24 protein-coding genes and 3 pseudogenes are annotated in these 26,643 nt (G+C 54.5%); 20 read left to right on the top strand and 7 right to left on the bottom strand.

The features are described 5' to 3' along the window. Positions 1-146 precede the first annotated feature (146 nt). The 5 genes and pseudogenes from ACHHV8_RS30435 to ACHHV8_RS30415 all read left to right on the top strand — a co-directional run bounded on the left by ACHHV8_RS30435 (position 147) and on the right by ACHHV8_RS30415 (position 5,380). A pseudogene (locus tag ACHHV8_RS30435) lies at positions 147-888 on the top strand (VTC domain-containing protein). Beyond that, positions 885-1,565: a DUF4956 domain-containing protein gene (locus tag ACHHV8_RS30430; protein WP_395163002.1), complete on the top strand. Its 681-nt coding sequence runs from the start codon at positions 885-887 to the stop codon at positions 1,563-1,565. The pseudogene ACHHV8_RS30435 and the gene ACHHV8_RS30430 overlap by 4 nt, the downstream one beginning before the upstream one ends. Positions 1,566-1,583: 18 nt before the next feature. Then, on the top strand, positions 1,584-3,545 hold the full coding sequence (locus ACHHV8_RS30425; RefSeq protein WP_395163001.1) for a carbohydrate-binding domain-containing protein: 1,962 nt from the start codon (positions 1,584-1,586) through the stop codon (positions 3,543-3,545). Between the two features lie 156 nt (positions 3,546-3,701). Further along, entirely contained in the window at positions 3,702-4,193 is a 492-nt protein-coding gene (locus ACHHV8_RS30420) for a PepSY-associated TM helix domain-containing protein (protein ID WP_395163000.1), read from the top strand. A 263-nt stretch (positions 4,194-4,456) separates the two neighbouring features. Beyond that, a complete protein-coding gene (locus tag ACHHV8_RS30415; RefSeq protein WP_395162999.1) occupies positions 4,457-5,380 on the top strand; it encodes an ADP-ribosylglycohydrolase family protein in 924 nt (307 codons plus the stop codon). Positions 5,381-5,545: 165 nt separating this feature from the next. Here the strand turns inward: ACHHV8_RS30415 and ACHHV8_RS30410 are convergent, their stop codons facing one another. Together ACHHV8_RS30410 and ACHHV8_RS30405 are read right to left on the bottom strand one after the other, a co-directional pair. Beyond that, complete coding sequence (locus tag ACHHV8_RS30410; protein WP_395162998.1) at positions 5,546-5,707, bottom strand: aspartyl-phosphate phosphatase Spo0E family protein; 162 nt, start codon at positions 5,705-5,707, stop codon at positions 5,546-5,548. A gap of 273 nt (positions 5,708-5,980) precedes the next feature. Beyond that, on the bottom strand, positions 5,981-6,877 hold the full coding sequence (locus tag ACHHV8_RS30405; RefSeq protein ID WP_395162997.1) for a DMT family transporter: 897 nt from the start codon (positions 6,875-6,877) through the stop codon (positions 5,981-5,983). A gap of 260 nt (positions 6,878-7,137) precedes the next feature. Between ACHHV8_RS30405 and ACHHV8_RS30400 the strand changes: the two genes are divergently transcribed. The 3 genes from ACHHV8_RS30400 to clpP all read left to right on the top strand — a co-directional run bounded on the left by ACHHV8_RS30400 (position 7,138) and on the right by clpP (position 9,480). Continuing rightward, positions 7,138-8,019 carry a LysR family transcriptional regulator gene (locus ACHHV8_RS30400; protein ID WP_395162996.1) on the top strand — a complete coding sequence of 294 codons (882 nt, stop codon included), beginning with the start codon at positions 7,138-7,140 and terminating at the stop codon, positions 8,017-8,019. Between the two features lie 85 nt (positions 8,020-8,104). Next, the gene (locus ACHHV8_RS30395) at positions 8,105-8,863 is read left to right on the top strand and encodes an RNA polymerase sigma factor (RefSeq protein WP_395162995.1); all 759 of its coding nucleotides are present in this window, start codon (positions 8,105-8,107) and stop codon (positions 8,861-8,863) included. Positions 8,864-8,889: 26 nt separating this feature from the next. Next, complete coding sequence (clpP, locus tag ACHHV8_RS30390; RefSeq protein WP_395162994.1) at positions 8,890-9,480, top strand: ATP-dependent Clp endopeptidase proteolytic subunit ClpP; 591 nt, start codon at positions 8,890-8,892, stop codon at positions 9,478-9,480. Between the two features lie 367 nt (positions 9,481-9,847). Here clpP and ACHHV8_RS30385 read toward each other — a convergent pair whose 3' ends face one another. Both ACHHV8_RS30385 and ACHHV8_RS30380 read right to left on the bottom strand, forming a co-directional pair. Continuing rightward, a complete protein-coding gene (locus tag ACHHV8_RS30385; protein ID WP_395162993.1) occupies positions 9,848-10,228 on the bottom strand; it encodes an ArsR/SmtB family transcription factor in 381 nt (126 codons plus the stop codon). Then, on the bottom strand, positions 10,228-10,653 hold the full coding sequence (locus ACHHV8_RS30380) for an SRPBCC family protein (protein ID WP_395162992.1): 426 nt from the start codon (positions 10,651-10,653) through the stop codon (positions 10,228-10,230). Before ACHHV8_RS30380 ends, ACHHV8_RS30385 begins: the two co-directional genes overlap by 1 nt. 458 nt (positions 10,654-11,111) lie before the next feature. On the opposite strand from ACHHV8_RS30380, the gene ACHHV8_RS30375 reads away from it, so the two are divergent. The 6 genes and pseudogenes from ACHHV8_RS30375 (at position 11,112) to ACHHV8_RS30350 (ending at position 15,843) form a co-directional block, all read left to right on the top strand. Then, on the top strand, positions 11,112-11,285 hold the full coding sequence (locus ACHHV8_RS30375) for a hypothetical protein (protein ID WP_395162991.1): 174 nt from the start codon (positions 11,112-11,114) through the stop codon (positions 11,283-11,285). 120 nt (positions 11,286-11,405) lie between these two features. Further along, positions 11,406-12,371 (top strand): ABC transporter permease, encoded by a 966-nt coding sequence (locus ACHHV8_RS30370; protein ID WP_395162990.1) that lies wholly within the window; start codon positions 11,406-11,408, stop codon positions 12,369-12,371. 23 nt (positions 12,372-12,394) lie between these two features. Next, positions 12,395-13,289: pseudogene (locus tag ACHHV8_RS30365) on the top strand (carbohydrate ABC transporter permease). Between the two features lie 53 nt (positions 13,290-13,342). After that, positions 13,343-15,007 carry an ABC transporter substrate-binding protein gene (locus ACHHV8_RS30360; RefSeq protein WP_395162989.1) on the top strand — a complete coding sequence of 555 codons (1,665 nt, stop codon included), beginning with the start codon at positions 13,343-13,345 and terminating at the stop codon, positions 15,005-15,007. Between the two features lie 130 nt (positions 15,008-15,137). Beyond that, on the top strand, positions 15,138-15,380 hold the full coding sequence (locus ACHHV8_RS30355) for a helix-turn-helix domain-containing protein (RefSeq protein ID WP_395162988.1): 243 nt from the start codon (positions 15,138-15,140) through the stop codon (positions 15,378-15,380). A gap of 148 nt (positions 15,381-15,528) precedes the next feature. Then, the gene (locus tag ACHHV8_RS30350) at positions 15,529-15,843 is read left to right on the top strand and encodes an LSm family protein (RefSeq protein ID WP_395162987.1); all 315 of its coding nucleotides are present in this window, start codon (positions 15,529-15,531) and stop codon (positions 15,841-15,843) included. Positions 15,844-15,994: 151 nt separating this feature from the next. Here ACHHV8_RS30350 and ACHHV8_RS30345 read toward each other — a convergent pair whose 3' ends face one another. Beyond that, positions 15,995-16,450 (bottom strand): hypothetical protein, encoded by a 456-nt coding sequence (locus tag ACHHV8_RS30345; protein ID WP_395162986.1) that lies wholly within the window; start codon positions 16,448-16,450, stop codon positions 15,995-15,997. 171 nt (positions 16,451-16,621) lie between these two features. Here ACHHV8_RS30345 and msrA point away from each other — a divergent pair. Together msrA and ACHHV8_RS30335 are read left to right on the top strand one after the other, a co-directional pair. Continuing rightward, positions 16,622-17,606: pseudogene (gene msrA / locus ACHHV8_RS30340) on the top strand (peptide-methionine (S)-S-oxide reductase MsrA). 163 nt (positions 17,607-17,769) lie between these two features. Beyond that, positions 17,770-19,488: a DUF4091 domain-containing protein gene (locus tag ACHHV8_RS30335; protein WP_395162985.1), complete on the top strand. Its 1,719-nt coding sequence runs from the start codon at positions 17,770-17,772 to the stop codon at positions 19,486-19,488. On the opposite strand, the gene ACHHV8_RS30330 is transcribed toward ACHHV8_RS30335, so the two are convergent. Further along, positions 19,485-20,351 (bottom strand): helix-turn-helix transcriptional regulator, encoded by an 867-nt coding sequence (locus ACHHV8_RS30330; RefSeq protein ID WP_395162984.1) that lies wholly within the window; start codon positions 20,349-20,351, stop codon positions 19,485-19,487. The genes ACHHV8_RS30335 and ACHHV8_RS30330 overlap by 4 nt on opposite strands. 150 nt (positions 20,352-20,501) lie before the next feature. Here ACHHV8_RS30330 and ACHHV8_RS30325 point away from each other — a divergent pair, with 150 nt between their 5' ends. After that, complete coding sequence (locus ACHHV8_RS30325) at positions 20,502-21,917, top strand: MFS transporter (protein WP_395162983.1); 1,416 nt, start codon at positions 20,502-20,504, stop codon at positions 21,915-21,917. Positions 21,918-22,119: 202 nt separating this feature from the next. Here ACHHV8_RS30325 and ACHHV8_RS30320 read toward each other — a convergent pair whose 3' ends face one another. Then, on the bottom strand, positions 22,120-24,285 hold the full coding sequence (locus ACHHV8_RS30320) for an ATP-binding protein (protein WP_395163667.1): 2,166 nt from the start codon (positions 24,283-24,285) through the stop codon (positions 22,120-22,122). Positions 24,286-24,603: 318 nt separating this feature from the next. On the opposite strand from ACHHV8_RS30320, the gene ACHHV8_RS30315 reads away from it, so the two are divergent. The 3 genes from ACHHV8_RS30315 to ACHHV8_RS30305 are packed head-to-tail and all read left to right on the top strand — an operon-like array spanning position 24,604 to position 26,402. Beyond that, positions 24,604-25,620 (top strand): zinc-dependent alcohol dehydrogenase family protein, encoded by a 1,017-nt coding sequence (locus ACHHV8_RS30315; protein ID WP_395162982.1) that lies wholly within the window; start codon positions 24,604-24,606, stop codon positions 25,618-25,620. A 51-nt stretch (positions 25,621-25,671) separates the two neighbouring features. Next, positions 25,672-25,890, top strand: a complete 219-nt coding sequence (locus tag ACHHV8_RS30310) for a metallophosphoesterase family protein (protein ID WP_395162981.1) — start codon at positions 25,672-25,674, stop codon at positions 25,888-25,890. Then, positions 25,827-26,402 (top strand): metallophosphoesterase family protein, encoded by a 576-nt coding sequence (locus ACHHV8_RS30305; RefSeq protein ID WP_395162980.1) that lies wholly within the window; start codon positions 25,827-25,829, stop codon positions 26,400-26,402. Before ACHHV8_RS30310 ends, ACHHV8_RS30305 begins: the two co-directional genes overlap by 64 nt. Positions 26,403-26,643 lie beyond the last annotated feature (241 nt).

The raw sequence follows: 26,643 nt of genomic DNA, 5'->3' as shown, positions 1-26,643 counted from the left end.
CGTTTAACTTCTATAATAGCACCCGGTGCGGCTTCACCCAAACAAAGATTCTCGAAAACATTTAAGATTCGTTAAAGGTTCCCGCCTTAATATACAGCATATGGAACGCGACACAACGTCGCAAGCAAGGAAGGGAGCGTTGAACGATGGCGATCGAAGTGTTCAACCGTTATGAAAACAAATACTTGATGGATACCAAAGCCTTTTACCGAATGTATAACTGCCTGATGGAATACATGGAGCTGGATGCTTTTAATAAGTATGATAAGTTTTATTCCATCAGCAATTTGTACTACGACACGGAGCAGCACACGCTTGTGCGGAATAGTCTCTCGAAGCCGAAGTATAGGGAGAAGCTGCGTATTAGGGCATACGGCGTACCCGATTCGGACGCTAAAGTGTATCTGGAGCTAAAAAAGAAGGTGTTCGGCCTCGTCAACAAACGGCGAACCTCCCTGAAGCTTCATGAAGCGTACGAATTTGTTCGGAACCGGGCAAGCGCCGGAATACAGGAAGGGAATGAACCAGCAGGTTATTCAAGAAATCGACTACTTTCTATCGAGATACGCACTGCAGCCTATGGTGTATCTGGCGTATGATCGGATTGCGATGTTCTGCAAAGGCAACCGGGATCTAAGGATCACGTTCGACACCAACATTCGGTCGAGAAGGCATGATCTCAAGCTGGAGTACGGGGATTACGGCGAACAGCTGATAGAGCGGGGCCAGTGGCTAATGGAAGTGAAGGCGGAGAAGACGATTCCGGTCTGGCTGTCCAAGCTGCTGTCGGAGCACCAGATGTACCGTACGAGCTTCTCCAAATACGGCAACGAGTATAAAAAATCAGTTCGCTATGCGAAACAGGAAAAGGAGAGCATTATTTTATGATGGAATCGATCTTCACCTCAAATACGCCCGTCACTGAATTAACTTTAACCCAGGCGCTGCTGACCTTTGCAGTCGCTATCCTCCTGGGCGGTATCATCAGCTGGACTTATATGAAGACACAGAAGGCCTATTCTCCGAGCTTCACGCTTACGATGATGGTGCTGCCCACGATTGTGGCTATCATCATCCTGCTGATCGGCAGCAATATCGCCCGTGCATTCAGCCTGGCCGGTGCCTTCTCGATCATCCGGTTCCGAAGCGCTCCCGGCGACTCGAAGGATATCTCGTATGTCCTGTTCTCCATGGCGGCGGGTCTCGCCTGCGGCGTCGGCGCATATGGCTATGCCGCACTGTTCACGGTGCTGCTCTGCATCCTGATGTTCGTCCTGAAAGCTGTGAAATTCGGCACAAGCAAGGAAGCGATGAAGACGCTGAAGGTGACCATTCCGGAGAGTCTCGGCTATGAGGAGGCATTCGAGGAAATCTTCAACAAGTTCAACATCGAGTACGAGTTGAAAAAGGTACGCACCACTGAGCTCGGCAGCTTATACGAAGTCGTTTATGCGATAAAGCTGGGCCCGAATACGAATCAGAAGGAACTGCTCGACGCCGTCCGTACGCGAAATGGCAATCTCGATATTACACTGACCATGAACCCGACGGTCATGGAATACTAAATGAAAAGAGGACAATCAATGAAACACTCCAATAAAGCAAAAATGATGGCAATCGTGCTTCTAAGCACTCTATTAGCTGCAGGCTGCAGCTCGAAGTCCGCTGAGGTGTCGGCACCTGCGGCGGCGAGTACAGCCTCAACCCCGGCCGCCGCTGCACAGCTGACAAGCCTGGATGCGGCAAAGCAGGCCGGTTTTGGCGAAAATGACACGCTGACATCCTGGAGCAAGGAGCAATCGACAGCGATCCTCTGGGGAACCTCGGGCGCCAGCATCGACGGCTCCGGCGCAGCGGCTGAGGGAGGCGTCGTCACGATTACCGAGGCCGGTACCTATGTCGTGTCCGGGACAGCCGCCGAAGGCCAATTGATCGTCAATGCTCCGAAGGATGCGGTCGTCCATCTGGTGCTGAACGGCACGCAGATCAGCAGCAAGGATAGCTCCGCTATTTATGTGAAGGAGGCTGACAGGACTATCGTCACCCTGCCGGAAGGCACGGAAAACGTCGTTTCCGACGGTGCGGCTTACACGGATACATCAGAGGATGCGCCGACAGCGGCGATCTACAGCAAGGGCGATCTGACGATTAACGGCTCCGGCAAACTAACCGTTCGAGGCAACGCAAAGGACGGTATCACCGGCAAGGATGACGTGAAGCTGATGAGCGGCGTGATTGACGTTCAAGCGGCGGATGACGGGGTGGTTGGACGCGATTTATTTGCGGTCAAAGACGGCAGCCTGACAATCAAGGCGGGCGGCGATGGTGTAAAAACGACGAATGATACCGATTCGGATAAAGGCAATATCGCCATCGCAGGCGGGACCTTCAACATCACCTCTGCTAACGACGGCATCCAGGCCGCTTCCAGTCTCCTGATCGGCGGCGGCACGTTTCATATCGTGTCCGGCGGCGGCAGCGCAGCCTCTACGAAGACGCATCAGGAGGAGCCGCCGCGCGGCTTTAACGGTTCGCCGCAAGGGCAGCAAAAGCCAGGTGCAGCAGCTAGCGCCCAAGCCCAGACGCAGGCGGATACCGAGACTGAGTCCTCCAGCGGTAAAGCGCTGAAAGCGGCGAAGAATATTGCGGTTACGGACGGTACGTTCCAGATTGACGCAGCGGACGATGCGATTCACAGTAAGGCCAATCTGGCGATCACAGGAGGTCAGTACAGCCTGGCTTCCGGAGATGACGGGATCCATGCGGATACGGCTATCGCCATCTCGAAGGGGACCATCGATATTACGAAGAGCTATGAAGGCTTGGAGAGCTTGGATATTGCCATCTCCGGCGGTACAATCCATCTTGTTTCGACGGATGACGGTGTAAACGTCAGCGGCGGCAGCAGCACCGGCACAGCGCAAGGCGGCAGGGGCCCGTCCAGCCCCGCAAGCGGCAAGCTGACGATCAGCGGCGGTTATCTGTACGTTGACGCCGCAGGCGACGGCCTCGATTCCAACGGATCGATGGTCATGACGGGCGGGACGGCCCTTGTGAACGGCCCTTCCAACGATGGCAACGGCGCTTTGGATTACGACGGCACCTTCGAGCAGTCAGGAGGCACCTTGATCGCAGCAGGCAGCTCGGGGATGGCGCAAGCTCCTTCCGAGACGTCATCGCAGCGAGCTATCCTGATGACGTTTCCGAGCCAGCTTGAAGCAGGCACTTTAGTGACGCTGACAGACAGCTCGGGTAAGCAGATAGCGGCGTTCGCACCGGCAAAAACCTTCTCCAGCATCGTTGTTTCCTCGCCGAATCTGTTGGCCGGTACAGAGTACACCTTGGCTACCGGCGGCAAGGCTGCCGGAACCGCGACCGATGGTCTGTACGACGGCGGCTCGACCAGCGGCAGCACCAAGGTCGTGACCTTCAAGCTGGGAGACACCGTGACGTATGTCAACAGCTCCGGCGTCACTACAGCCAACACCGGCGAAGCTGCCCGGCGGCGGCCGCGGAATGGGAGGCGGCCGAGGCCGTCCGGCTGACGGCAGCCCAAGCAACTAAGCTTGCCGGGATAAGTCATACCAGCTGTGGCTGCACCGCAGCAAGTCAAGGCGAATGGATGCGAATGAGGTTGCATTCGCCTTGACTTTTTACATGCACCAATCATTCATGAAGACGATTGAGGGAGAGAGCTTACAATGAGAAAATTTCGCCAGCTTCACCTATGGATCGGGTTGCTAACATCGGTTCTTATTTTAATGGAGGCCGTGACCGGCTTGCTTTTATCGGAGCCCTGGATGATGGGACAAACCTCCCGATCCGAAATAAGAATGCCAGCGCAGACGCAGCAGGCGGCCGGTACTGCAACCCCCGACCGGCAAGATCCGGCTTCCGGCAGCAGCGCAAGCTCTGCTCCGGCCCAAGAAGGCAAAGGTAATAACCAGGGAGCCGCCAGCAGCAGTGCCTCTGGGCAGCAAGGGAGAGCGATGAATGGAAGCGGGCAGCAGGGAAATTCCTTTGTCGGACTCATTCATGGGCTTCACGAAGGACGAATCGGCTCTACGAATGTGAAATGGCTGGCTGATATGACAGCCATCGGATTGATTGTATTAACGATAACAGGGATTTCCCTCTCTGTTCAAACATTAAGAGCACAAAGCAGAAGCAGGAGGAAAAGAGCGGCAGCCTAATTTCCCGTATGCTTGCAGGCAGGGGCCGCCTATTGAATGAAATGGGCTGGCCCCGTTTTTGCATCTCCGTTAGCTGCTTTTAGCAGGCGCTTTGCTGATAGGCAGTTTTTTCCCCGCAAGGGCAGGTTAATGGAAGGGACAACGAGAATCCTTAATAGAGGTACCATTTAATGGAGAATGACTGCCGCTTCCCTGTCAAATGCGGATTTTTGCAAAATTTGCTGAAAAGGCAGGCATAACTTTATACGCAGGAGGTAACGACTATGAGGAATCGGTTCCAGGGAAGTTTAATGGGGCTGGCCGTAGGGGATGCGATTGGAACGACAGTCGAATTTCAGCATCCGGGAACGTTCGAGCCGGTGACGGATATGACCGGAGGAGGCGTTTTCGAGCTGCCTGCAGGCTGCTGGACGGATGACACCTCGATGGCTTTATGTATGGCGGAGAGCCTGATCGTTCGCCAAGGCTTCAATGCGCTGGACCAAATGGAACGGTATGTGAAATGGTACCGTACAGGGCATCTCAGCTCTACTGGAGCATGCTTCGATATCGGGAATGCGACGGCGGAAGCGCTGCACAGATTTGAACAAACCTTGGAGCCGTTCAGCGGCTCCGACAGCGTCTATGCTGCGGGTAACGGATCGATCATGCGGCTGGCTCCGGCTGCATTATATTTTGGCAGCGATCTGACAGAGGCGGCCAAACGGTCTGCAGAGAGCTCCAGAACGACGCATGCGGCCAAAGAATGTCTGGATGCGTGCAGGCTGTTCGGAGTGATGATCGCGTCGGCCGCAGCGGGGATGGGGAAGGAAGCGCTGCTGCATCCCGACACCTTCGATGAGTTATGGGAAGAGGAGCCGCTTGCACCGCGGATACAGGAAGTGTATAAAGGTTCCTATAAAAAGCTGCAGCCGCCGGAGATTGTCGGGAGCGGGTATGTGGTCAAGTCGTTGGAGGCGGCCTTATGGGCTCTGCATTCCGGAAGCAGCTTTGAGGAAGGCGTGCTGCTGGCAGTTAACCTAGGGAATGATGCGGATACGACCGGCGCGGTATATGGCCAGTTGGCCGGAGCTCTGTACGGTATAGAGCAGATACCTGACCGCTGGGTTAAGCAGGTGGCCATGAGTGAGTTGATTCTGCAATATGCAGATCAGCTATTTTTGCACACAGAAAAAACTCGGGCATAATGTCAGCGCTTCAAACACGCTTATGTCCGAGAAAAGATGTATACCAATGTATCATGTTTTAAATTACAAATAATTACATATAGGCTGAATCAAAATAAACGGATGATTCTTCGGATGTTCAAACGATCATGAAGTAATTTAGCATGCGGTATAAGCCTTTATAGATTAAGCTACTACCGAGTGAAGCCTTTTATGGAATTCTATTAATACTTCGTCCAATTCCTGACTGAGAGAAAGAACTCTGGAATCGATAAAATTCCCGGTATGTTCAACCAGAGATACTAACTCTGCTCTCAGATGCTCAATTCTCTGCTCCAAGTATACCATATATACGCCTCCCTAGTTTTAAGTTTACACTAAAATGTGGAAACAGGGAATATATATGAGGTTAATTTTTTGGAGAATTGCTGTAGAAAAAGGCGAAAAAAACAACTGACAAAAGGAAAAATAATGTGGTACGTGCCCTTTTTTGTAATGTGATGCAGATAACGGGCCGGAAATGTAAAAGCAAAGGGTTGTTTCTTCGTATCAATTCGAAGGAACAACCCTTTTTTCACTGCCGGATCCGCCGTGCTGTTAGCGAGGCTCTATTTAACAGATTTATGAGCCGATACGAGAAGCGGCCGCCCTCGGTTTCATATTCACAAATACAATACTAAGCAGGATCATCAGCAGCCCGATAATTAAGTTCACGGTAATATGCTCACCCATCAGCACCGCACTGGCGCTAATGGAGACCACAGGGATGAGGAATGTGAAGGAAGCGACCTTGCTCGCTTCTCCTTCTCCCATCAGTGTAAAATAGGCCAGCCACCCGAAGGCGATGACAAATATCGAGATAAACAGCAGGTTAACCAAAAAGGCGCCGTTCCAATGAATGCTGCCCCATGATTCCGTCACCGAGCCGGTGCCGGTCAGGAACAGGCCGCCAAGTGTGAGCTGAACGGCGACAAGCCAGACCGCGTCCACGCGGGGGCCGACTTTTTTGATCAATGCGGTGCCGAGCGCCCAGCTTACGGACGTTCCGAGCGCGAGCAGGATGCCGATGGTAGACACATGGGCGGATAACGCGCCTGCGCTTATAGCGGCAACGCCGATGAAGCCGAGGATCAGCCCGATTACTTTTAAGCCGTACATGGCTTCCCCGAACCAGAGCCACGAGATCAGGCCGAGCAGAACCGGCTGAAGGAAGACGATGGATGAGAACAGCCCGGACGGAATGTAGCCGAGCCCCACGGTCTGAAGCCCATAGAACAGAACGATATTAACGAGCGCAGAGAGCAGATAGACGCCCCAATTTTGCCTGAAGCGCAGTTGCTTATACCGCGGCAGCGCGATCAGGATCAGAAGAACGCCGCCGATGACGGTCCGGATGCCGGCAAACAGCAGGGGCGGAGCATAATTCAACGCGATCTTGGATAAGGGCCAGTTGAAGCCCCAGACTATAATAAGAAAGGTAAGCATACCGGCGGTTCTTGCACGGGATGGCGATAACATAATGAAGCACTCCTTTATGGCTTTCCGAGACAGACTGCGAATTCATACTCAGCCTCCTTGGATAAGTACAGGTTTATCCTGATTCGAAATGCGGCATGCCCAAACTTCGTTTCCGCATAGTATATCCGGCTGGGAGGAGCAGATGGAAAGGCGCTGAATGAGACGGGGAAGACGGCTTTCGAATCTCGTTTTCCTATGATAAGCTAGGAATAGTTATAAATAAAATGAATGTTTTTTATAAGGGGTATTACTAAAAGCTTATGACAATCACTCAATATCAGGTATTTGTTAAGGTCATGGAATCGGGAAGCTTCACCAAGGCGGCACAGGAGTTGAATATGACGCAGCCGGCCGTCAGTCATGCCATTTCCAGCCTGGAATCCGATCTGGGTGTACGGTTGATTATCCGCGACAGACGCAAAGGCATCCTTCTTACCGAGGTAGGCAAGCAACTGCTGGTTCATATGAGGGAAATATTGCAGCGCGTCGGACATATTGAACAGATCGCGGCTGCGGAAAAAGGGCTGGAGGTAGGCACGATCCGCATCGGGACCTTCCCGACGGCGGCTGCGCAGTTTATTCCGCCCATTATGTCGTATTTTCAACGCCATTATCCGAAGCTCGAGCTGCTGCTTCGTGAGGGTACGATTGAAGAAGTGAAGAAGTGGCTGAACAGCCGTGAGGTCGATGCCGGAATTATCATTTTGCCGGATGCGGAGATGGAGACGGTCCCTATTTATAAAGACACGATGAAAGCCGTTCTGCGGCGGGACCATCCGTTGTGCGCGCAGCAGACGGTTTCCATTAACGATTTGGACGGCTTACCGCTTATTGTGTGTCATGGCGGCTACGAGGCGCCGATTATTGAGATGTTCCGCCGCGCGGAAGCGGAGTTAACGATTGCGCATGCCGTCTACAATGTAGCTACGGTGCTGAGCATGGTCCGGGAGGGGCTAGGCATATCGATTATGGCGGGACTTTCTTTGACGAATCTGCCGCCGGACATCGAAATCCGCAGCCTGGAGCCGGAGGTGTGCCGGGAGGTGAGCATCGCTGTGCCTTCCCTGAATGAAGCCTCGCCTGCGGTGAAGCTGTTCATTGAGACGGTGCAGAAACTGATCCGGGAGCGTAATATAAAATAAATTCGCGAGCACCGTATCGATTTACAATCCGCCATCGTATATAGGGGCAAGACTCTTACAACGACCCAGAGGGGAGCCGATGCAGATGACAACCGAAGCCGCCGGAAGCGGGAAATACACAGCGGAGCAGCGCCGCTTCGCGTCTTTAATGGAGCCGCTGAGTCCATCGCTGCAAGCGTACTGCCGCTCCATTGCTCATTCGAGCTGGGAGGCGGACGATTTGGCGCAGGATACGTGGGTAAAGGCGTACCGGATGTATTTGCGGGATCCGTCCCGTACGGAGATGTCCAAATCGTATTTGTACCGTATCGCCCATAATACATGGATCGACCGCTGCCGCCGGAAGCAAAGGCAGGGAAGCGGCGTTTCAAGCGAGACGCTGGAGCTCGCGTCTCCCTCTTCGGTAGACCCGATTGAACTGCGGGGCGCGATGGAAACGCTGATTGCCCATCTGCCTGCGCGGCAAAGGGTGGTGGTGCTGCTGGTGGAGGCGCTTGGCTTCACGGCTCAGGAGACGGCGCGGCTTCTAGGGACCACGGAGGGTGCCGTTAAGGCCGGTCTGCATCGGGCCCGTACCAAGCTGAAGTCGGTAAGAGACGAAGCAGCAGGCTCGTCTGATGAGGGGAAGCTCGTACCGGAGCGGGGAGCGGTAGACGAACACGTCGTCTATGCATATTTGCAGGCTTTTCAGCAGCATAATCCCTTTGCGCTTGCCAGATTGTTGAATGAAGAGACCCGGCAGGATCTGCTGCCCGCCGTTGTCGGAATGCAGAGCGGCAAGCGCCGGAAGGCAGCCGCGCAGCCGGATCCTGTACAGAGCCGTTCCCTGATCATGGCCGCCTAGTCTTTCGATGAGGAGAGTGCACGCCCATGAGTACGTATGTACCGTATGTAGTGGAGCAATTGGGGAGAGGCGAGCGTTCCTATGATATTTACTCCCGGCTGCTGAAGGATCGGATTATTTTCCTGGGAGCGGCGATTGACGATGCCGTAGCGAACAGCATTATAGCACAGCTGCTGTTTTTGACCGCAGACGAACCGGAGAAGGACATTCACTTATATATTAACAGCCCGGGAGGATCGACTTCGGCGGGGTTCGCCATTTATGACACGATGCAGTTCATTAAGCCTGACGTATCGACGATTTGTACGGGAATGGCGGCCTCGTTCGCGGCCATTCTGCTGCTTTCCGGGGCGAAGGGCAAGCGATTGGCGCTGCCGAACAGCGAAATTATGATTCACCAGCCGCACGGAGGCGTGCAGGGGCAGGCGAGCGATATCGCGATTAGCGCCAATCGGATTCTGCGCATCCGCGAGAGGCTGAACACCATCGCCTCCGAGCGGACGGGACAGCCGATCGAGCGGATCGAGAAGGATATGGACCGCGACTATTACATGTCGGCGGAGGAGGCCAAGGAATACGGCATCCTCGACCAGGTGATCCGGTCCATCCCCGGCTAAAAAGCGCCAGGAAGAAGAAAAAGCAGCCCTGGGGGCTGCTTAAGTGAAAAATGAGCATAGACGCAGGGAGGTCACTGAAAAACTTACGGAGGGTACGGAAATGTTCCGTAGAAGCGTAGGCGTTCGCCTTTGTCCCTGGATTTCAACCGCTACAAGCGGAATATAATCAGAGAAATACAGGGACAACAGCGATCGGAAGAATATTCCGTACTTGTAGCAATGATTTTTTCAGTGGCCTCGACTCCGGTGGTGTATCTTCCAGAGGAGGATACACCACCGAGTCCCCCACGCAGACGCCTCGTAGCGTACCGCGATGCGGAGCGCATCGTTTCGAGGGGGCCGGCGGTTCGCTTCAGCCGGTAGAGAGTTACTCTTCCACCGGAGGCGCAGCAGCCTTCGGCTCAGCGGATGCAGAGTCATCGGCGGACGGTGAATCCTGTTCCACCAGCTGCTTCAGGACCGACAGCCGGTTCTCCCAGAACCGCTCATAGTATGCGAGCCAGCGCTTGAGCTCCAGCAGAGGCTCCGGCTGCAGGCTGTATCTGGTTTCCCGCCCGGCTTTCCGTTCTTTGACCAGCCCGGCATCCGATAATATGCGCAGATGCTTGGAAACCGCCGTCCGGCTGATCGGAAAGTGTCCGCTGAGCACGGTAACGGCCATCTCCTTGTCGCTGAGCAGCGATAATAACTGCCGCCGCGTGGGATCGGCAATAGCCTGAAATACGTCATGCTTCGGTGCGGAGGACATTAGGCCTCGACCAGCTGCTGCAGACGCGGGAGAATGACGGATCCCCAGCCGTCGTTCATTCTGTCGCGGATGACAGTGTGAGGCGCGCCGACCTCCGTGACTGTATCTAGAGACCAGCCGGAATGCGTTAAGGTGAAGCGGGTGCTTCCCTCCAGACTTTCCAGATCAAAGGTAACGTGCCAATCCTTTCCCCAGCTGAAAGCCAGCCGCTTGGGAGCGTCAAGCTCAGTAACCTTACAAGGGGAAATGCCGTAAGGAGAAGTCAGGGTAAATTCATATCCAAGCACAGGCTGGAATGTATTCGGCATAAGCCAGGCTGCTATACCTTCGGCTGTAGCGACGGTATCCCATACCTTTTGGATAGGTGCATTCATCAGGATGGTGTGGCGTATATCCGGGATGCTCCCGGTAGAATCGTGCTGCATCGGAATCCTCCATTCATCGGCTGCTTAAAGACATGCCTGCCGTATGGCCTTATTATATGAAACCTTTTGGTTTCGAGTCAAGTCGGATGAATCGATTTATTCAGAATTCAGAAAGAGGAAGATAAAGGATCCAAAACCTAAGATTAAATGGGATGTTCCCGCTTTCATGGCATGTTTTGGATTTTGCTAATTCATATTAGGTATCGTAGAATCCTACACAACGTGGAAGATATCTAGGGATCCGACGAGGCTGACGTTGCTGCTTCGGTTCGAACCAAGTGATACAGGAGCGGGTTGGACCTGCTTTACACCGTAGGAATAAAAGTCCTCGGAAAGTTCCGTTATGTCGGTAACTTTCTGTGGGCTTTTTTGTTATACCACGACCGCTGGACGCGCGGCCAGCCATCTGTGAAAAGACGTCGAGAGACGTTTTTATCATAAAGCAAGGGGGAGTTTCTATGTGGTGGGGAGACCTGCAGCAGCAAATGGAACTTAATCAAAGCGAAATCGAGAGAAAGGCAAGACACGCATGGATGTGGGCGGGAGACGGCTGTAGAAGCGGGTGGTTTAAGAGGCTGTGGCTTGTTGTGCGGAGCAAGAAAAAGAAGTCTGATAAAAACTTTGACACCTAGTATCGCAAAAAAGCAGATAGGCCCTTAATTTAACATAATTAAGGGTCTTTTTGTTTTTTGTACACTGGGTAGAGCACGACAGCCTGGGAAATCAACGAAATGCAGCGGAGGAGCGAGCTTATGGAAACAGTTACGGCGGTAAGGCCCAAGCAGGCGGCACGCAAAAGCGGCTATGCATCGGCACTGCTTCAGAATGTGAGAAAAGCATGGCAGCTGTACCTTTTTATGCTGCTGCCTGCGGCCTATTTTATCCTGTTCAAATATGTGCCCATGTACGGAGCGCTCATGGCATTCCAAAATTATGTGCCGACCAAGGGTATTATGGGCAGCGATTGGGTAGGATTCAAGCACTTCTCGAAGTTTTTTCATTCGTACGAGTTCATTCGGATCATGAAGAATACGCTTTATTTAAGCGTTTACAGCCTGGTGGCAGGCTTTCCGTTTCCGATTATTTTGGCGCTGAGTTTAAATTATGTGAAGCAAAAATGGTTCAAGAATGCAGCCCAAATGATTACGTATGCACCGCATTTTATATCGGTCGTCGTTATGGTGGGCATGATTCTGCAAATGCTGGGCCCGCGGACCGGGCTGATCAACAAGCTGCTGCCTCTCTTGGGGATGGAGCCTGTCGGGTTTATGGGCGAGCCGGGACTGTTTATGCATATCGTCGTCTGGTCGGGCATTTGGCAGAATGTCGGATTCTCCTGTATCGTCTACCTCGCGGCGCTGGCTTCCATCGATCCATCGCTGCATGAGGCGGCTGTCGTGGATGGAGCGAACAAGCTGCAGCGGATGTGGAACATCGATTTGCCGGGCATTCTGCCCATTGCGGTCATCCTGCTTATTCTTAATACCGGACATATTCTGGATGTCGGGTTCGAGAAGGTGCTCCTCATGCAAAATCCGCTGAATTTAAGCGCATCGGAAATCATCGATACGTATGTCTATAAGGTTGGCTTGGCCTCGACAGCCATTAACTATTCGTATTCGTCCGCCATCGGTCTGTTCAAATCGGTCGTCAGCCTGCTGCTGCTGGTAGCCGTCAATAAAATCGCCAAGAAAGCCGGGCAGACCAGCTTATGGTAAGAAAGGGAAGGGAGGAAGGAACGATGAAAAATGCAGTCCGCGACACGAAGAGCGACCGGATTTTCGATGCTGCGAATGTTCTGATCTTGTCTCTGTTTACGATTTCCGTGCTGTACCCGGCGGTTTACATCCTCAGCGCATCGTTCAGCAATCCGTTGGCCGTCGTGTCCGGCAAAGTGTGGCTCTGGCCGGTCGATGTATCGCTGGAAGGGTATAAAGCCGTGTTCAACCACAAGCTGATTGTATCGAGCTTCTTAAACTCGGTGTTTTATACGGTCGTGGGGCACCTTCATCAATGTCGTGCTGACGCTGCTGGCCGCTTATCCGCTCTCGCGCAAGGATTTCATGATCCGCCACTGGATTATGGCGATGTTCGTCTTCACGATGATGTTCTCCGGCGGCTTGATTCCGTCGTATATGCTCATTAAACAGCTGGGAATGCTCGATACCCGCTGGTCGCTGCTCATTCCCGGGGCGATCACGGTCTGGAATGTAATTGTCACCCGAACGTACTTTCAGAGTACGGTTCCGGATGAGCTGCTCGAGGCGGCACAGATGGACGGCTGCTCGGATTTCAAATTTTTCAAGGATATCGTTGTTCCCGTATCGGGGCCGATTATAGCGGTCATTACGCTGATGTATGCGGTCGGCCATTGGAACCAGTATTTCTCCGCCTTGCTGTACTTGAAGCGGCAGAGCCTGTATCCGCTCCAGATCGTGCTCCGGGATATTCTGGTGCAGAACAATGTCGATGCCTCCAGCATGATGGACGTAAATGAAGCGGCGGCCAAAGATGCCTTACGAGAGCTGCTGAAATATTCGCTGATCGTCGTTTCGACGGTGCCCGTATTGATTATTTATCCGTTTATCCAGAAGCATTTTGTGAAAGGGATGCTGGTCGGCTCCTTAAAAGGATAGCGGACCGGACGATGCGGCAGTACTGCTGCCAATTTACTTTAGGGGGTTAAACAATGAAAAGATGGATGGTTGCCGGATTAAGCGCGGCGATGGGGATGTCTCTGCTGCTAAGCGCGTGTGCCAAGGATGAGGCGGCGCCTGCAAGCGGCGAAGCGGGGGCGGTCAAGGTCGACGCGTCCAGAGTAACGGCGGCGGGAGAGCTGCCGATTACGAAGGAGAAGACCAATCTGAAGATCATGGTCAAAGCGATGACCAATGTAGAGGATTATGCAACGAACGAGTACACGAAATGGCTGGAGGAGAAAACAAATATTCATATTGAGTGGGAGGTCGTTCAGGACAAGTCAGCGCAGGAAAAGCTGAATGTAGCGCTGGCCAGCGGCGATTATCCCGATGTCATTATGAACTTCAATATTTCCCCGGTGCAGCAGGCGCTGTACGGCAAAGAGGGCGTGTTCCTCCCGCTGAACTCGTACATCGATCAATTCGGCGTCGAGACGAACAAAATGTTCAAGGAAGCGGATTACGTCAAAAGTCTGATTACGATGCCGGACGGGAACATTTATGGGCTTCCGCTCGTCAACGAATGCTTCCACTGCTCCCTGGGGCAGAAAATGTGGATTTATCAACCGTGGCTCGACAAGCTCGGACTGCCGCTGCCGACGACGACGGATGAATTTTATCAGGTATTGAAAGCGTTTAAAGAGAAAGATCCGAACGGAAACGGCAAGGCTGACGAAATTCCGCTGGCAGGGTATGTGAATGGAGCGACGCCGAGCATGGGGGCGGCATCGAATATCGATTCGCACCTGTTGGGCTCCTTTGTAGAGAAGGACACGAACTCCATGTTCGTCAAGGACGGCAAGGTGCAGCTGGCTTATACGCAGCCGGGCTGGAGAGACGGCTTGATCTATTTGAACAAGCTGTATTCGGAAGGGCTCATCGCGCAGCAGACGTTTACGCAGGACCGCAACCAGCTGAAGCAAATGGGCGAAAATCCGGATGCCCCGATCCTTGGCGTGGCTATTGCCCAGAATCAGACGATGTTCATCAATTCCGCGGGACCGCGGTTTAAGGAATATGTCGCTGTGCCTCCATTGAAGGGGCCGGCAGGCATTCAATCGGCGGCGTACAATCCGTTTGCCGTCTCGAACGGGAACTATGTGATTACAGATAAAGCGAAAAACCCGGAAGCCGCGTTCCGTCTGGCGGATTTTATGTACACCGAAGAGAATGCCTTGAGGGGGACGATCGGCCGGCAGGACAAAGAATGGGCTTGGGCCGAGCCGGGAGAGAAGGGCATTGACGGCCAGCCGGCGCGCTGGAAGCAGCTGGGAGCCCCGACAGGGACGCAGCAGAATGTGCATTGGGGCCAGGCGAACCCTTCCTACCGTTCGAACAAATTCCGCTTAAGTCAGATGGCTGATCCCAAAAACCCGCTTGAAATTATTTTGTATAATGAAACAAAGATGAAATATGAGCCTTATAAGATCGCTGTGGGTAAGATCGTTCCGCCGCTGTTCTTCTCCAGCGAGCAGGCGGAGGAGCTGGCGGGTCTCACCAAAACGATTAACGATTACCGGACCGAGACGCTGGCCAAAGCAATTACAGGCAAAATCGATATCGCGAAGGAATGGGACAATTACTTGAAGACGCTGGACAGCATGAAGGTGACCGCTACCTGGAAATTCAACAGGCTGCCTACGAGGTTTATATGAAGAATAAAAAGTAGCGCGATATCCGGCGCGGCTTCCGTTGGGAGCCGCGTTCTTTTTATCTCCCCGCTTATAACGGCTTTCGTTGGGTCATGCTAGCTTGTGTAATAGTAAATGGAAGGAGGCTGCCTCAATGAAGTTCGAGCTGGGCCGCTGCCTGCTTCGGGAAAGGCTGCTGCAGGCGGGCCTGACAGCGGAGCAGCTTGCGCGGGCGCTCCGCTATAAGCCTGAGCGATTGTCCGACTATATGGACAACAAGCGGGTCATGCCGCTGAAAACGGCGATCTCGATTGCGGATACGCTGGGGTGCGAGGCGAAGGAGCTGTATGAGCTCCTGCCGGATGCCCCGGTGCCGGTCAAACGCGCGGATGTCTAAGCGAGCGATTCGCAGCATTTAGCCGAGCCTTAAAAAGTATCGGCGGCACGGTCAGCGATGGCGCTCTATTTTATTTGTATGGGCAAGGAACCTATACTTGGGCGGGCGAATACGATGACAGTATTAAAGCCCAGGGAGGTTTCCTTTTATGACTTACTCTCAACCCATGCATCAGGAGCAGGTGCTGTACCAAGCGAACCCGCATACGGTTCAAACCTTGAAATCGGTGAGGGGCCATGTCCGTTCTATCGGACAGCATTACATGAACAAAAAGGTGCGGGTCCAGACGATCGACGGACAAACCTATGAGGGGACGATCGTGATGGTCGATCCGGGCCATATTTATTTGGCAATACCGGCTGCGCCCCGCGGTTTTTGGGGACCAAGCGCTTCTTTTTATAACAATGCCATTCTCCCGCTCGTATTGTATAACTTGCTGGTCATCACACTGCTGTATACTTAACGGCACGAACCACGAACCACGAATGAAGAAGCACGAAGCGGATCCACGCTCTTCGAGAAATGAACCGAAGCGCGTGGATCCGCTTTTTTTGCATGGAACCTAAGTCTGCTTCGGGCAGGTGGCACAACGCACAGCTTCAGGCGGTCATGGGTCACGATTTGTTTTTTCGCAGGAAACGCAGATGCCACCTTAAGTAAATCACGCCGAAGAAGTAGAATGGGGCCGAATACCAGAGCTTCCAGCCTTTATAAACGAGGTAGCCGAACCATAAGCTTAACCACTCGATCAATAAGGAAAGCAGGGTTACCCCTATAAGATAAAGGATAAAGCGGCCCGTCTTGGCCGGCATGAAGTTTAATACAAGGATGGAGGCGGATGGCGCCAGCAGGGCTTGCAGCAGCAGGTCCGGCAGGGAAACCTCTGAAGTGACGAAATCATATCGGTCATAGATCAGACCGCAGATTAAATCAATATTGAGAGTGAGCGCGGTCATCATATACCAGCTGACATATACTTCCCGCTTATTCAGATGCTTAGGAGACAAAATATAGGCCACAATGAAGATAGCGCTAGCAGTATAAGCGAATATATAGCCGCTGGACCACAAATCATTCACCTTCTTTACTATAAAGCATGATAATGAGTATAGGCTTAAGGGGAATTTTTTAAACGAGTCTGTACCGGTTAATTTCGAGCGGGCTGCGGATTGGAACCTGGAGCGGGGATCGATTATACTAAAGTCATCTTCAGCAAATTCGATTACAGGGAGGTTAGGAGCATGAGTGAAGCGAATAAGCCGCATGAGTATGAATTGGCCACCTTCGCCGGAGGCTGCTTCTGGTGCATGGTTACCCCGTTTGAAGAGATGCCCGGCATCATCCGGGTTGTTTCGGGGTATACGGGAGGTCATACGGAGCATCCGACCTACGAGCAGGTATGTTCGGAAACGACGGGCCATGCCGAAGCGGTACAGATTACTTTTGACCCCGAGTTGATGCCGTATGAGCAGCTGCTGGAGCTATTCTGGCGGCAGATCGATCCGACGGATGCGGGAGGTCAATTTCATGACCGGGGTTCCTCCTACCGTACGGCGATTTTTTATCACAATGAGGAACAGAAGCGCCTGGCGGAAGCCTCGAAAGAGCAGCTGGAGCGCAGCGGCAGGTTCGATAAACCGATTGCTACGGAGATCGTACCGGCGGCTGTATTTTACCCGGCCGAGGATTATCACCAGGATTACCATACGAAAAATCCGTTCCGCTACAAAATGTACCGTAAAGGCTCGGGCCGCGACGCCTTTATCGAACAGCATTGGCGGGCAGAGAAGAGACCAGGCTCAGTTGAAACAAAGCCTGACTCCGCTGCAATATGAGGTGACGCAAAACAATGCGACGGAGCCTCCTTTCCGTAATGAATTTTGGGACAATCACCGCGAAGGGCTGTATGTCGACATTGTATCCGGCGAGCCGTTGTTCAGCTCACTGGACAAGTTCGATTCCGGCTGCGGCTGGCCCAGCTTTACGAAGCCGCTTGTTTCCGGCAATGTGAAGGAAAAATCGGATTTCAGCCATATGATGATCCGCACCGAAGTGCGCAGCCGTGAAGGCGATTCCCATCTGGGACATGTGTTCAATGACGGACCGGCGCCGACGGGGCTGCGGTATTGCATCAACTCGGCCGCTCTGCGGTTTATTCCGAAGGAAGAGCTGCAAGCGGAAGGCTACGGGCATTATTTGAAGCTGTTCGAGCAGGCCAATAGCTAGGCGCGGCAGCATAGTTCCATAGGCTGCCCGCATAAAATAACCCGTTCCTGCCTTGCTGCCGAAACATAACACCAAGAACCGCTCTACTCTTGCTGATTGCGAAGGATGGAGCGGTTTTTTTGTACGATGATTTCGATATTCGAATCCGAGGGGATGAGCCGACTTGATACAATACGGACTGCAGCATAGCTTCTATAAATACCGCTGGTCTTATAACGCCTGGAATCATGGGGACGAGGCAACAGCTTCAAAGCACAGACGGCTGGTTTGCTGCCGCCGCGACAGCGCGGCTTTTCAGGCCGTTGTTTTTTCTGCACAGGAGGAATTCGTGCTGACGATCGGGAGCGATCCGCTGCTGTGGAAAGGAGGAGCGATGCGTACCGTTCGCTGCGAAGTGGAGACCGCGGCTCCATGCCGGGTAGAAGTCAAGCTCATCGGACTCATGGAGGACGACGACCGGTCCCTGCAGGCGGATGTGCTTCTGGAGGAGCGGCATGTCAAGGTACCGAAGAGACGGCTGCAGGCCGTATGGATCGAGCTGCATGCCGATGAAGCCGCAGCTCCCGGCGCGTATCAGGGAGCGGTCAGGTTTTATACACGCACTTTATTTGAGGACGAGGTGCTGGACGCCACTCTCACTTTCGAGCTAACGATCCGGGACCATGTGCTTCCGGCGCCGCAGGATCATGCTTTTTATCTCGATTTATGGCAGCATAACTGCAATATCGCGAGAAAATATGACGCGGCCTATTGGTCGGAGGAGCATTTTGCCGTATTGGATTCGTATTTGCACAGCTTAGGCCAGCTTGGCCAGAAAGCGGTTTCAGTCGTCGTCTCGGAGGAGCCTTGGAGCGGCCAGCGGACGTTTCTCGACGCAGAGCCGTCCGATCTGAACGAATACAGTATTGTCCCGGTTGTTAAGCGCCAGGACGGAAGCTTTCATTACGACTTCTCCCATTTGGACCGCTATGTGGAAATGGCGGAACGCCACGGCATCCGGGAGGAAATCGAAGTGTTCGGGCTTGTCAATATTTGGCGTCAGGATGAAGCGGGGTATGGGGCTCTGGTGGAGGGATTTCCCGATGCGATTCGCGTAAGGTACTACGATGAGGCGGAACGGCGGTACGCTTTTATACGCAGCAGGCAGGAGCTGGCCGCCTATATCCAGGCGCTGGAGGCACACTTTCTGGCCAAAGGCTGGATGGACCGCGTTCGCATTGTAGCCGACGAGCCGGACGATATCGCCTTGTTTAAAGAGCGGATGGACTGCCTGCGCGCTATCGCACCATCCTTTACATACAAGGCCGCGATCAATCACGCCGAATTTATTGGCGAGCAGATTGAAGGACTCGTCGATTATGTGCCGATCTTGAATTGTGCTGCGGCCGAGTACGAGCAGTTAGAACAGATGAGGCCATTCGTCAAAGGAAAATTGGCGTATTACGTCTGCTGCGCGCCGGAGCTGCCTAATACGTTTCTATGTTCTCCCTCCATCGAATCGCGCATCATTCCATGGCTTGCCGAGCAGCTGGGGCTGGACGGCTTTCTTCGCTGGAATTATACGGTCTGGCCGGATCATCCGCTGGAGCGGCTATCTTACCGCCCTTCCTCCTGGAAAGCGGGAGATACGAACTTTGTGTACCCGGGGCGGATGGGCCGTCCGATGCTGTCGCTTAGATACAAGTGGCTGCAGCGCGGCATCCGGGATTATGAATACATGCAGCAGCTCAAGGCAGCGGGAAAGGGAGAGCAGGTGCAGCGCCTGCTGGAGCAGGTCTTTCGATTTAAGCATCCGGCCGAATTATCGCCTGCCGCCAACAAGCGGGCTGATGAGCTTTACAGCCTGCAGCCCGACGCTTACGACAGGCTGTATGACCTTTAGCTCCCCGGAGGGCCGGCGTGCTGAAGCAGCCGCCGCATCTTTTCCTCCGTACCGGAACCGGCGAAAGGCATGTTGACGGTAACAGTAAGGTCGGGCGCCCCGGTGACTTGGAACGAAACCTGATCAAAAATCAGGGTTCCGGCTGTCGGATGATAATTGATTTTCCGGCCTTCCGGAGCCTCCAATACTTCATGCTGCGGCCACCAGGCTCGGAATTCATCGCTTATCAGTGTCAGCTCCCCGATGAAGGCCAGCCACCAGGCATCCCCGGCGAATTTGGCGTAGCTGGCGCGGAATTGCGCCAGACGGTGCCGGGCATGCCGCTCCCAGTGCTGTCCCAGCAGCTGCCGGACATAGGGGGAAGTGAACGTGCGCCATACACTGTTGCGCTCGCGCATCGTCATATGGCTGTAATCGCCGTAGACGAGATGGGCCGCGCGGTTCCAGGCGATAACGTTTAACCGCAAATCGCACAGATAGGCGGGGCTTGTTCCCTGCAGGTCAAGGAAGCTTTGCAGGGAAGCGGTGGCCTCGCTGCTTAACGGCTCGGATGGAGCGGGCACCTGCTGGAGCGCGAGAAGGAACAGATGCTTCCGCTCATTGGCATCCAGCCGGAGCGCTCCGGCCAGGCTCTCCAGTACTTGGGCGGATACCTTAATGTTTCGCGCCTGCTCCAGCCAGGTGTACCAGTCTACGCTGACACCGGCCAGCATGGCGATTTCACCGCGCCTCAGCCCTGGCGTGCGTCTGCGCCCGCCCGAGGGAAGGCCGGCCAGCTCCGGGGTAATGCGCTCGCGCCGCGTGCGCAAGAACCGGGCCAGCTCCAATAACCGTTCCCGTTCTTCTTGCTCTGTCTGGCTCATGAGTCCGCCCCTTTCTACTTAGGAAATATATTGTAGGAGCCATACTCCTAGGATAAAGCATCATCTAGTACCAGGATAAATCCCATTATACACTCTTCTATGCCGGGAGCCGACAGGCTTTCGACGGACCCGAAAAGGAGAGTGTTACGTTTGAAAGAACAGGTAAGAAGTTATGGAAGCCTGGGGAGCAGAACGGCAAGAGGGATGCTGCTGCTGGGGCTTTCTCTCGGTTATTTTATGGTCCTTCTGGATATGACGGTGGTGACCGTCGCATTACCGGCTATAAGGCAGACGTTGGGCGGAGGGCTTGTCGGCCTCCAATGGGTGGTCAATGCCTATACGATCGTTTTTGCGGGTCTGCTTCTAGCGATGGGCGCCCTTTGCGACAGGCTGGGAGCCAAGCGTGTTTATTTGGGCGGACTTGGACTGTTTCTGGCTGCCTCGGCACTTTCGGCTGCCAGCGGTTCTCTAGGCATGCTTATCGCTATGCGGGCGCTGCTGGGAGCTGGCGGCGCGGCCTTGATGCCCGCCTCGCTGGCGCTGCTCTCCCACAGGTTCCAGGAGCCTGCCCAGAAAGCACGGGCACTGGGGGTTTGGGCTGCGGTAACGGGAACAGCGATGGCAGCCGGGCCGGTCGCCGGCGGCTTCCTTGCGGATCTGCTCGGCTGGCGGAGCATCTTTATGCTTCAGGTGCCGCTGGCCCTGATCAGCTTTATGATAACGGCGGTTCTGATCCGGGAGACGCCCCGCAGACCGGGGCAAGGAATGGATATCGGCGGACAATTAGCAGCGGCCGCAGGTGTTGTGTCCTTGTCGCTGGCCATCATGGAGGGACAGGAATGGGGATGGGGTTCTCCATGGGTGCTGGCAGCTTGGACGGCAGCCGTACTCAGCCTCGCCGTTTTTATTCGTCTGGAGGCGAAGGGAAGGATGCCGATGCTGCCATTGACCCTGTTCCGCAGCCCGACGATCTCTGCGGGCATGCTGGCCGGAATGCTCGTTAATATAGCTTTATCGGGCATCCTGTTTGTTATACCTTTATATTTCCAGCAGGGCTTGGGCTATTCCGCTCATGCGGCCGGACTGATTCTTCTTCCGATGACGATTCCGATGGCCGTCAATCCGGTGCTGACCGGCCGTTTGGTCAGCCGGATAGGTGCAAGAGCGCCAATGACGGCAGGCTTTATGCTGGCTGCCTGCGGCACGCTGCTGCAGGCAGGAGGAATGGACGGGGCGTATCATGGGCTCATGCTGGCTGGACTGCTGCTTACAGGCTTCGGCATTTCGCTCACGATCCCTGCGCTCATGGCGGCCGTCATCGGGGCTTCGCCCAAGGAGCTGACCGGTGCCGCCTCGGGCGCGCTTCATACCAGCCGCCAGCTGGGGGCGGCTATCGGGGTCGCTGTGCTGGGCGCCATCATCAATGGCAGCGTTACATGGAGCGATGGTATGCACAGCGGATTATTCGCTGCCGCAGCGCTTTTGCTGCTCGGAGGCGTACTGTCGTTTGCTTATATCGGCACGAAGCGGAGAGATTCCGCCGCCGGAGAGGAAGCGGCCCGGTAGGCTTCGCTGGCCGCCGCTTTTCCCGCGCATGCGAATCTCAAGCGCGCGTTATGGCTCGGCGTGGGGGTCGACCGAACCCAGCGCGCTTATTGAGCGTCCGGCCGAATGCCGGACGCTGGGCGAAGCAGGGGAAAGCTGGGCAGCGTCAAAAAAGGCCGCTCCTCCAAGGGGCAATGATTTCCTTGGAGAAGCGGCCCTGGGCTCAGCCTGTTTGATCGGCTGATTCCGGCTCGGCAGCGGGCAGCCGGATTTCCACGCTGGTGCCTGTTCCCAGCTTGCTTCGAATCTGGAGGCTCCCTTTGTGGTTGGCGATAATTTTTTGGCTGACCATCAGACCGAGTCCGGTACCGGACTCTTTGTTGGTGAAGAACGGCTCGCCCAAGCGGGGGAGATCCTGCTCCGGGATTCCGCAGCCTTGATCGATGAAGCGGACGGTGATGCAGCCGGAGGGATCACTCTCTGTTTGGATACGCAGAATGCCTCCGTCCGGCATGGCTTCAATTCCGTTCTTAAGCACATTGATGAATACCTGCTTCAACTGATTCGGTTCACAATAGATCGGCGGATGATCGGGCGCCATGTGCAGCTCCAGCTGGACATTGTTCAGCAATGCCTGCGAATCCAGCAGCAGCACGATATCCCGAAGAATCGTCTGCAGGTCGGTAAGCTCGAAGCAGCTTACCTGAGGCTTGGCGAGCACAAGAAATTCGCTGACGATAAAATTGATCCGGTCCAGCTCCGACAGCATGACATCCACATGCATCGGGTTCAGCGGGCCTTTGCTTTTTTGCAGCTGCAAAAAGCCGCGGATAGTCGTCAGCGGGTTGCGGATTTCATGCGCGACGCCTGCAGCGAGCTGTCCGACGACGGACAGCTTTTCCGATTTGCGCAGCAGCTCCTCTGTCCGTTTTCTTACTGTGATATTGCGGGAGATGGAGGCAATGGCAATGATGTCCCCTTGCGCGCTGCGAATGGGCGAGCTTGTAATACTGACATCTATCGATTCGCCATTTTTCGTATCATGCACTGTCTCGTAGTCGGCAACCGTGCCTCCTTCCAGAATAGCGGAGCGGATCTGCCTGAATTCCAGCACATGGCTCGGTGCCAGATCCTCAAGCGGCCTGCCCTCCGTTTCCTCCTTGCTCCAGCCGTAGATCGCTTCGAAGGCATGGTTCGTCTGCATGACGGTGCCTTTCAGATCCACGACATGAATCGCATCGGACGTATGATTTACGAACGATTCCAGATACTCCTTGGTATGCTGCAGCTCCTCCGCCGCATTGCGCAGCTGGGTCGTGTACAGGTGCAGATTCTCGGCCATCGTGTTCACTTTGGAAGCCAGCTGTCCCAGCTCATCCTTGCTGCGGATGGCCAGCCTGCCGCTGAAATGTCCGGCCGCCATTTCATTGACCTGGCGCATCACGAGCTGCAGCGAGCGAAGCATGAAGCCTGCGATGAAATAGCTTGCGATCATCGTAATCAGCAGAAGACCGACGGAAATGCCGATATGCTCAAGCAGCTGCTTGTTCAACGCGCTCTGAATAACGGCATGGTCGAAGGTGACGCCAATGACATAAGGCTGAGCCGCTTGAATCGGGATGAAGCTTTTAATGACCTGCTGGTCCTGCACGGTATCCGTTACCGTCACCATCGAACCGGATTGGACGGCCTGCCGGATCTGGGCTTCATCCGATGCCGCTTGATACGTGTACTTTCCGAAAATAATATCCCGGACATCCAGATTGTTGATCGCCATTCCGTTCTTGATTTTAATTATCGGCTCTTTGCCGAAAAACTGCGGATCGAAACCGGTAATTTCCAAAATATTGCGGTTATCCTTCAGCATCTTTTGCAGCAGCGCTTCCGTTCCGGCTGCCGTTTCAAATTCAAGCAGCGGCTTGGCGTTCAAATAAGGATCGATCAAATAATTCGTCGTCCCGTCGTAATAGTAACCCCATTTATTAATGATAGACGGATCCGAGCTGGCATAATTGATCGGGCCGAACCAATAATGAGACAGCTTCTGGCCCTGCGGGATCGTGACCTCCCCGGCATCCAGCAGCTGATTAAAGGCAGTGTACCAGTAATCCCAGCTCTTGGAGCTGAGATTGATCTCCTTCGCATTGGACGACTTCAATGCTACAATATCATTATCGAACCGCTTCCAGAGGGTGATATGGTCAATGCCCAGCTCACGGCTCAGCTCCGTCAGCTGCTCATTGGTTACTTTGTCGATGTCGGGGTCGAGCTGATTTCTGGCGGCGACTGCGGCTATGCGTAGCTTTTCACCCAAGCCGTCCTCCAGGGACTGCTTCATTTGCTGGGACATCTCTACATTGCCTCCGATTTGCTTGGCGATCGAGGCCATCTGCTTCACGGCGCCAGCCTGCAGCTCGGATTTGGTAGAGTAATAGTAGATCGATATATTTAAAGATAAGATAATAGCTACAATAAAAGAGATACATAAAGAGAGCTTTGTTTTGATAGACAGAAGATGACCTCCTAGAGGGACGTGTTCGAGGCTGCGTATCCAAAGGGGATAATCGTCTCCCGCAGGACACGTACATGAAATGATAACATGCTTGGTAAGGATTTTCCATGAGCTTTTTCTGGAACGGGGATTAGCTCGGGAGCAGGGGCGCGCATTTCTCCTGCAGCGTGAAACAAAGGAGCAGGACAACGCATTATGAATGAACATGTTATTTGTTACCGCCGGTTCGGAGAGCCTGCCGAAGTGCTTCAGGTTGAGCAAAGGCCGCTATCGGAGCCAGGGATCGGAGAGATCCGCACGCGAGTGGCCGCACGGATCATCAATCCGTCCGATCTTATCCCGGTCCGGGGCGCGTATGCCCATCGGATCGAGCTGCCGGCTGTCCCCGGCTATGAGGGAGTCGGCGTCATCGAGGCGGTGGGACCTGGCGTCAGCCCCGCTTTGATCGGAAGGCGCGTCCTGCCGCTGCGCGGAGCAGGCACGTGGCAGGACAGCGTCATCTCGCCCGCAGTCTGGGCGGTTCCCGTTCCGGATGAGCTGCCGGATGAAGCGGCCTGCCAGCTTTTTATCAATCCGGTTACGGCGTGGGTCCTGTGTACGGAAGTGCTGCAGCTGAAGCGGGGCGATATTCTGCTTATGAATGCGGCGAATTCTTCGCTAGGCGCCATCTTCGCTCAGCTGTCCGCGATTTTGGGCTTCCGCTTTGCGGCCGTGATCCGCGAGCCTCAGCAGGCGTCCCGGCTGTACAGCTTAGGCGCATGGCAGGTCATGGAGGCTTCCGGACATCCGGACACCAAGGGCAGCCTTATAGATACCGTAAAGAGGCTGACCGGAGGACAAGGCGTTCGGGCCGCCATCGATTGTGTCGGCGGCTCAGCAGCAGCGGAGCTGTCCGCCTGTATCGCTGCAGGAGGGACGTTCCTCAGTCTCGGTCTGCTGTCAGGGGAGCCGGTGCCCGAGCCGGTTTATGCGGAACGGCGAATCGAGTCGCGGTTATTTCATCTCCGGCATTGGATGCGCCATGTATCGCCGGATGTCTGGCAGCGCACGTTTGCCATTCTCATCGTGCTCTTCAAAAGACACTTGCTTCACTTGGCGGAGGTCGAGCAAATCTTTGAGCTCAAGCATGCCGTCGATGCCGTCCGGGCGGCGGAACAACGGGGACGGCGGGGGAAGATCATGCTGGTCAGCAGATCCGGCCGGCAGAAATGATGCCGGTGCGAAAATTAACGGCCCCAAGCGGCTAATTTAGACAAGGAGGAAATGACAATGAAAATTGCATTTATTTCGGATATTCACGGCAATGCAACCGCACTTGAAGCGGTGCTGGCGCACATACGGGAACAGGCGGTGGATCGTATTTACGTACTCGGCGATCTGTGTTACCGGTGCCGGCCCCGAAACGTTCCTTGGAGCTCGTGCAGGCTTTACAAACGAGCGTCATCAAGGGGAATGCGGACGAGTGGGTCGTGCGTGGAGTAAGGCAGGGCGAGGTGGCCGACGGGGCGCTGGAGCTGATGAATCGGGAGCGCGACTGGACGGTATCTCAGCTCGGTCTGGAAGACCTGGAGTATTTGGCGAGCCTTCCTTCTGAGCTTCATCTTGAGCATGAAGGCGTGAGCATCCACGCGTTTCACGCTACGCCGGACAGTTTGTTCGATATTGTCGCTCCAGGCTCTGGAGATGAAGTGCTGCAAACGAAGCTGATGTCCGCGGCGGAAGCGGATCTATACGTCTACGCGCACATCCATAAGCCGTATATCCGTTACCTGGAAGGACGTATTGTCATCAATATCGGGAGCGTGGGGCTGCCTTTCGACGGGCTGCCGCGGGCTTCCTACGGTCTGATCGAAATAGCGGACGGCAGCTTGTCTACGCGCATCGAGCGTGTTGCCTTTGATATCGAGCAGGTGGTCAGCGAGTATGAGGAGGCCCGTTACCCGAATGCGGAGATGATGACGCGCATCGTCCGAAAGGCCAGCGTGAAGGTATAAGCCGACGCGGCAGGCACAGCACAGCTGGCCGTAGGACTCAACCGGTCGCTGCGAAGCGCCGCAGCGCGCGCTGCATAGAGAAAGAGCCTGCCGGGCCGGGGAGGCCACTGAAAAACTAGCGGAGCGTGCGGAATCGTTCTGTAGAAGCGAAAGCGTTCGCCTTTGTCCTTGGGTTTCAACCGCTACAAGCGGGTACTCGGAGCGATGCCTTTTTCAGCGGCCTCGGGGCCGGGCAGGCTCT

Origin of the sequence: Paenibacillus sp. TAB_01, assembly GCF_043945595.1 — a bacterium.
Taxonomy (GTDB): Bacteria; Bacillota; Bacilli; order Paenibacillales; family NBRC-103111; genus Paenibacillus_S.
Note: the sequence above shows the minus strand (reverse complement) of the source record. Positions and strands in the feature narration are given on the sequence as shown.

Bases quoted from the DNA above. Each gene is read 5' to 3' on its own strand.
- ACHHV8_RS30430 (WP_395163002.1), top strand. From the start codon at position 885: ATGATGGAATCGATCTTCACCTCAAATACGCCCGTCACTGAATTAACT.
- ACHHV8_RS30425 (WP_395163001.1), top strand. From the start codon at position 1,584: ATGAAACACTCCAATAAAGCAAAAATGATGGCAATCGTGCTTCTAAGC.
- ACHHV8_RS30420 (WP_395163000.1), top strand. From the start codon at position 3,702: ATGAGAAAATTTCGCCAGCTTCACCTATGGATCGGGTTGCTAACATCG.
- ACHHV8_RS30415 (WP_395162999.1), top strand. From the start codon at position 4,457: ATGAGGAATCGGTTCCAGGGAAGTTTAATGGGGCTGGCCGTAGGGGAT.
- ACHHV8_RS30410 (WP_395162998.1), bottom strand. From the start codon at position 5,707: ATGGTATACTTGGAGCAGAGAATTGAGCATCTGAGAGCAGAGTTAGTA.
- ACHHV8_RS30405 (WP_395162997.1), bottom strand. From the start codon at position 6,877: ATGTTATCGCCATCCCGTGCAAGAACCGCCGGTATGCTTACCTTTCTT.
- ACHHV8_RS30400 (WP_395162996.1), top strand. From the start codon at position 7,138: ATGACAATCACTCAATATCAGGTATTTGTTAAGGTCATGGAATCGGGA.
- ACHHV8_RS30395 (WP_395162995.1), top strand. From the start codon at position 8,105: ATGACAACCGAAGCCGCCGGAAGCGGGAAATACACAGCGGAGCAGCGC.
- clpP (WP_395162994.1), top strand. From the start codon at position 8,890: ATGAGTACGTATGTACCGTATGTAGTGGAGCAATTGGGGAGAGGCGAG.
- ACHHV8_RS30385 (WP_395162993.1), bottom strand. From the start codon at position 10,228: ATGTCCTCCGCACCGAAGCATGACGTATTTCAGGCTATTGCCGATCCC.
- ACHHV8_RS30380 (WP_395162992.1), bottom strand. From the start codon at position 10,653: ATGCAGCACGATTCTACCGGGAGCATCCCGGATATACGCCACACCATC.
- ACHHV8_RS30375 (WP_395162991.1), top strand. From the start codon at position 11,112: ATGTGGTGGGGAGACCTGCAGCAGCAAATGGAACTTAATCAAAGCGAA.
- ACHHV8_RS30370 (WP_395162990.1), top strand. From the start codon at position 11,406: ATGGAAACAGTTACGGCGGTAAGGCCCAAGCAGGCGGCACGCAAAAGC.
- ACHHV8_RS30360 (WP_395162989.1), top strand. From the start codon at position 13,343: ATGAAAAGATGGATGGTTGCCGGATTAAGCGCGGCGATGGGGATGTCT.
- ACHHV8_RS30355 (WP_395162988.1), top strand. From the start codon at position 15,138: ATGAAGTTCGAGCTGGGCCGCTGCCTGCTTCGGGAAAGGCTGCTGCAG.
- ACHHV8_RS30350 (WP_395162987.1), top strand. From the start codon at position 15,529: ATGACTTACTCTCAACCCATGCATCAGGAGCAGGTGCTGTACCAAGCG.
- ACHHV8_RS30330 (WP_395162984.1), bottom strand. From the start codon at position 20,351: ATGAGCCAGACAGAGCAAGAAGAACGGGAACGGTTATTGGAGCTGGCC.
- ACHHV8_RS30320 (WP_395163667.1), bottom strand. From the start codon at position 24,285: ATGGCCTCGATCGCCAAGCAAATCGGAGGCAATGTAGAGATGTCCCAG.
- ACHHV8_RS30315 (WP_395162982.1), top strand. From the start codon at position 24,604: ATGAATGAACATGTTATTTGTTACCGCCGGTTCGGAGAGCCTGCCGAA.
- ACHHV8_RS30310 (WP_395162981.1), top strand. From the start codon at position 25,672: ATGACAATGAAAATTGCATTTATTTCGGATATTCACGGCAATGCAACC.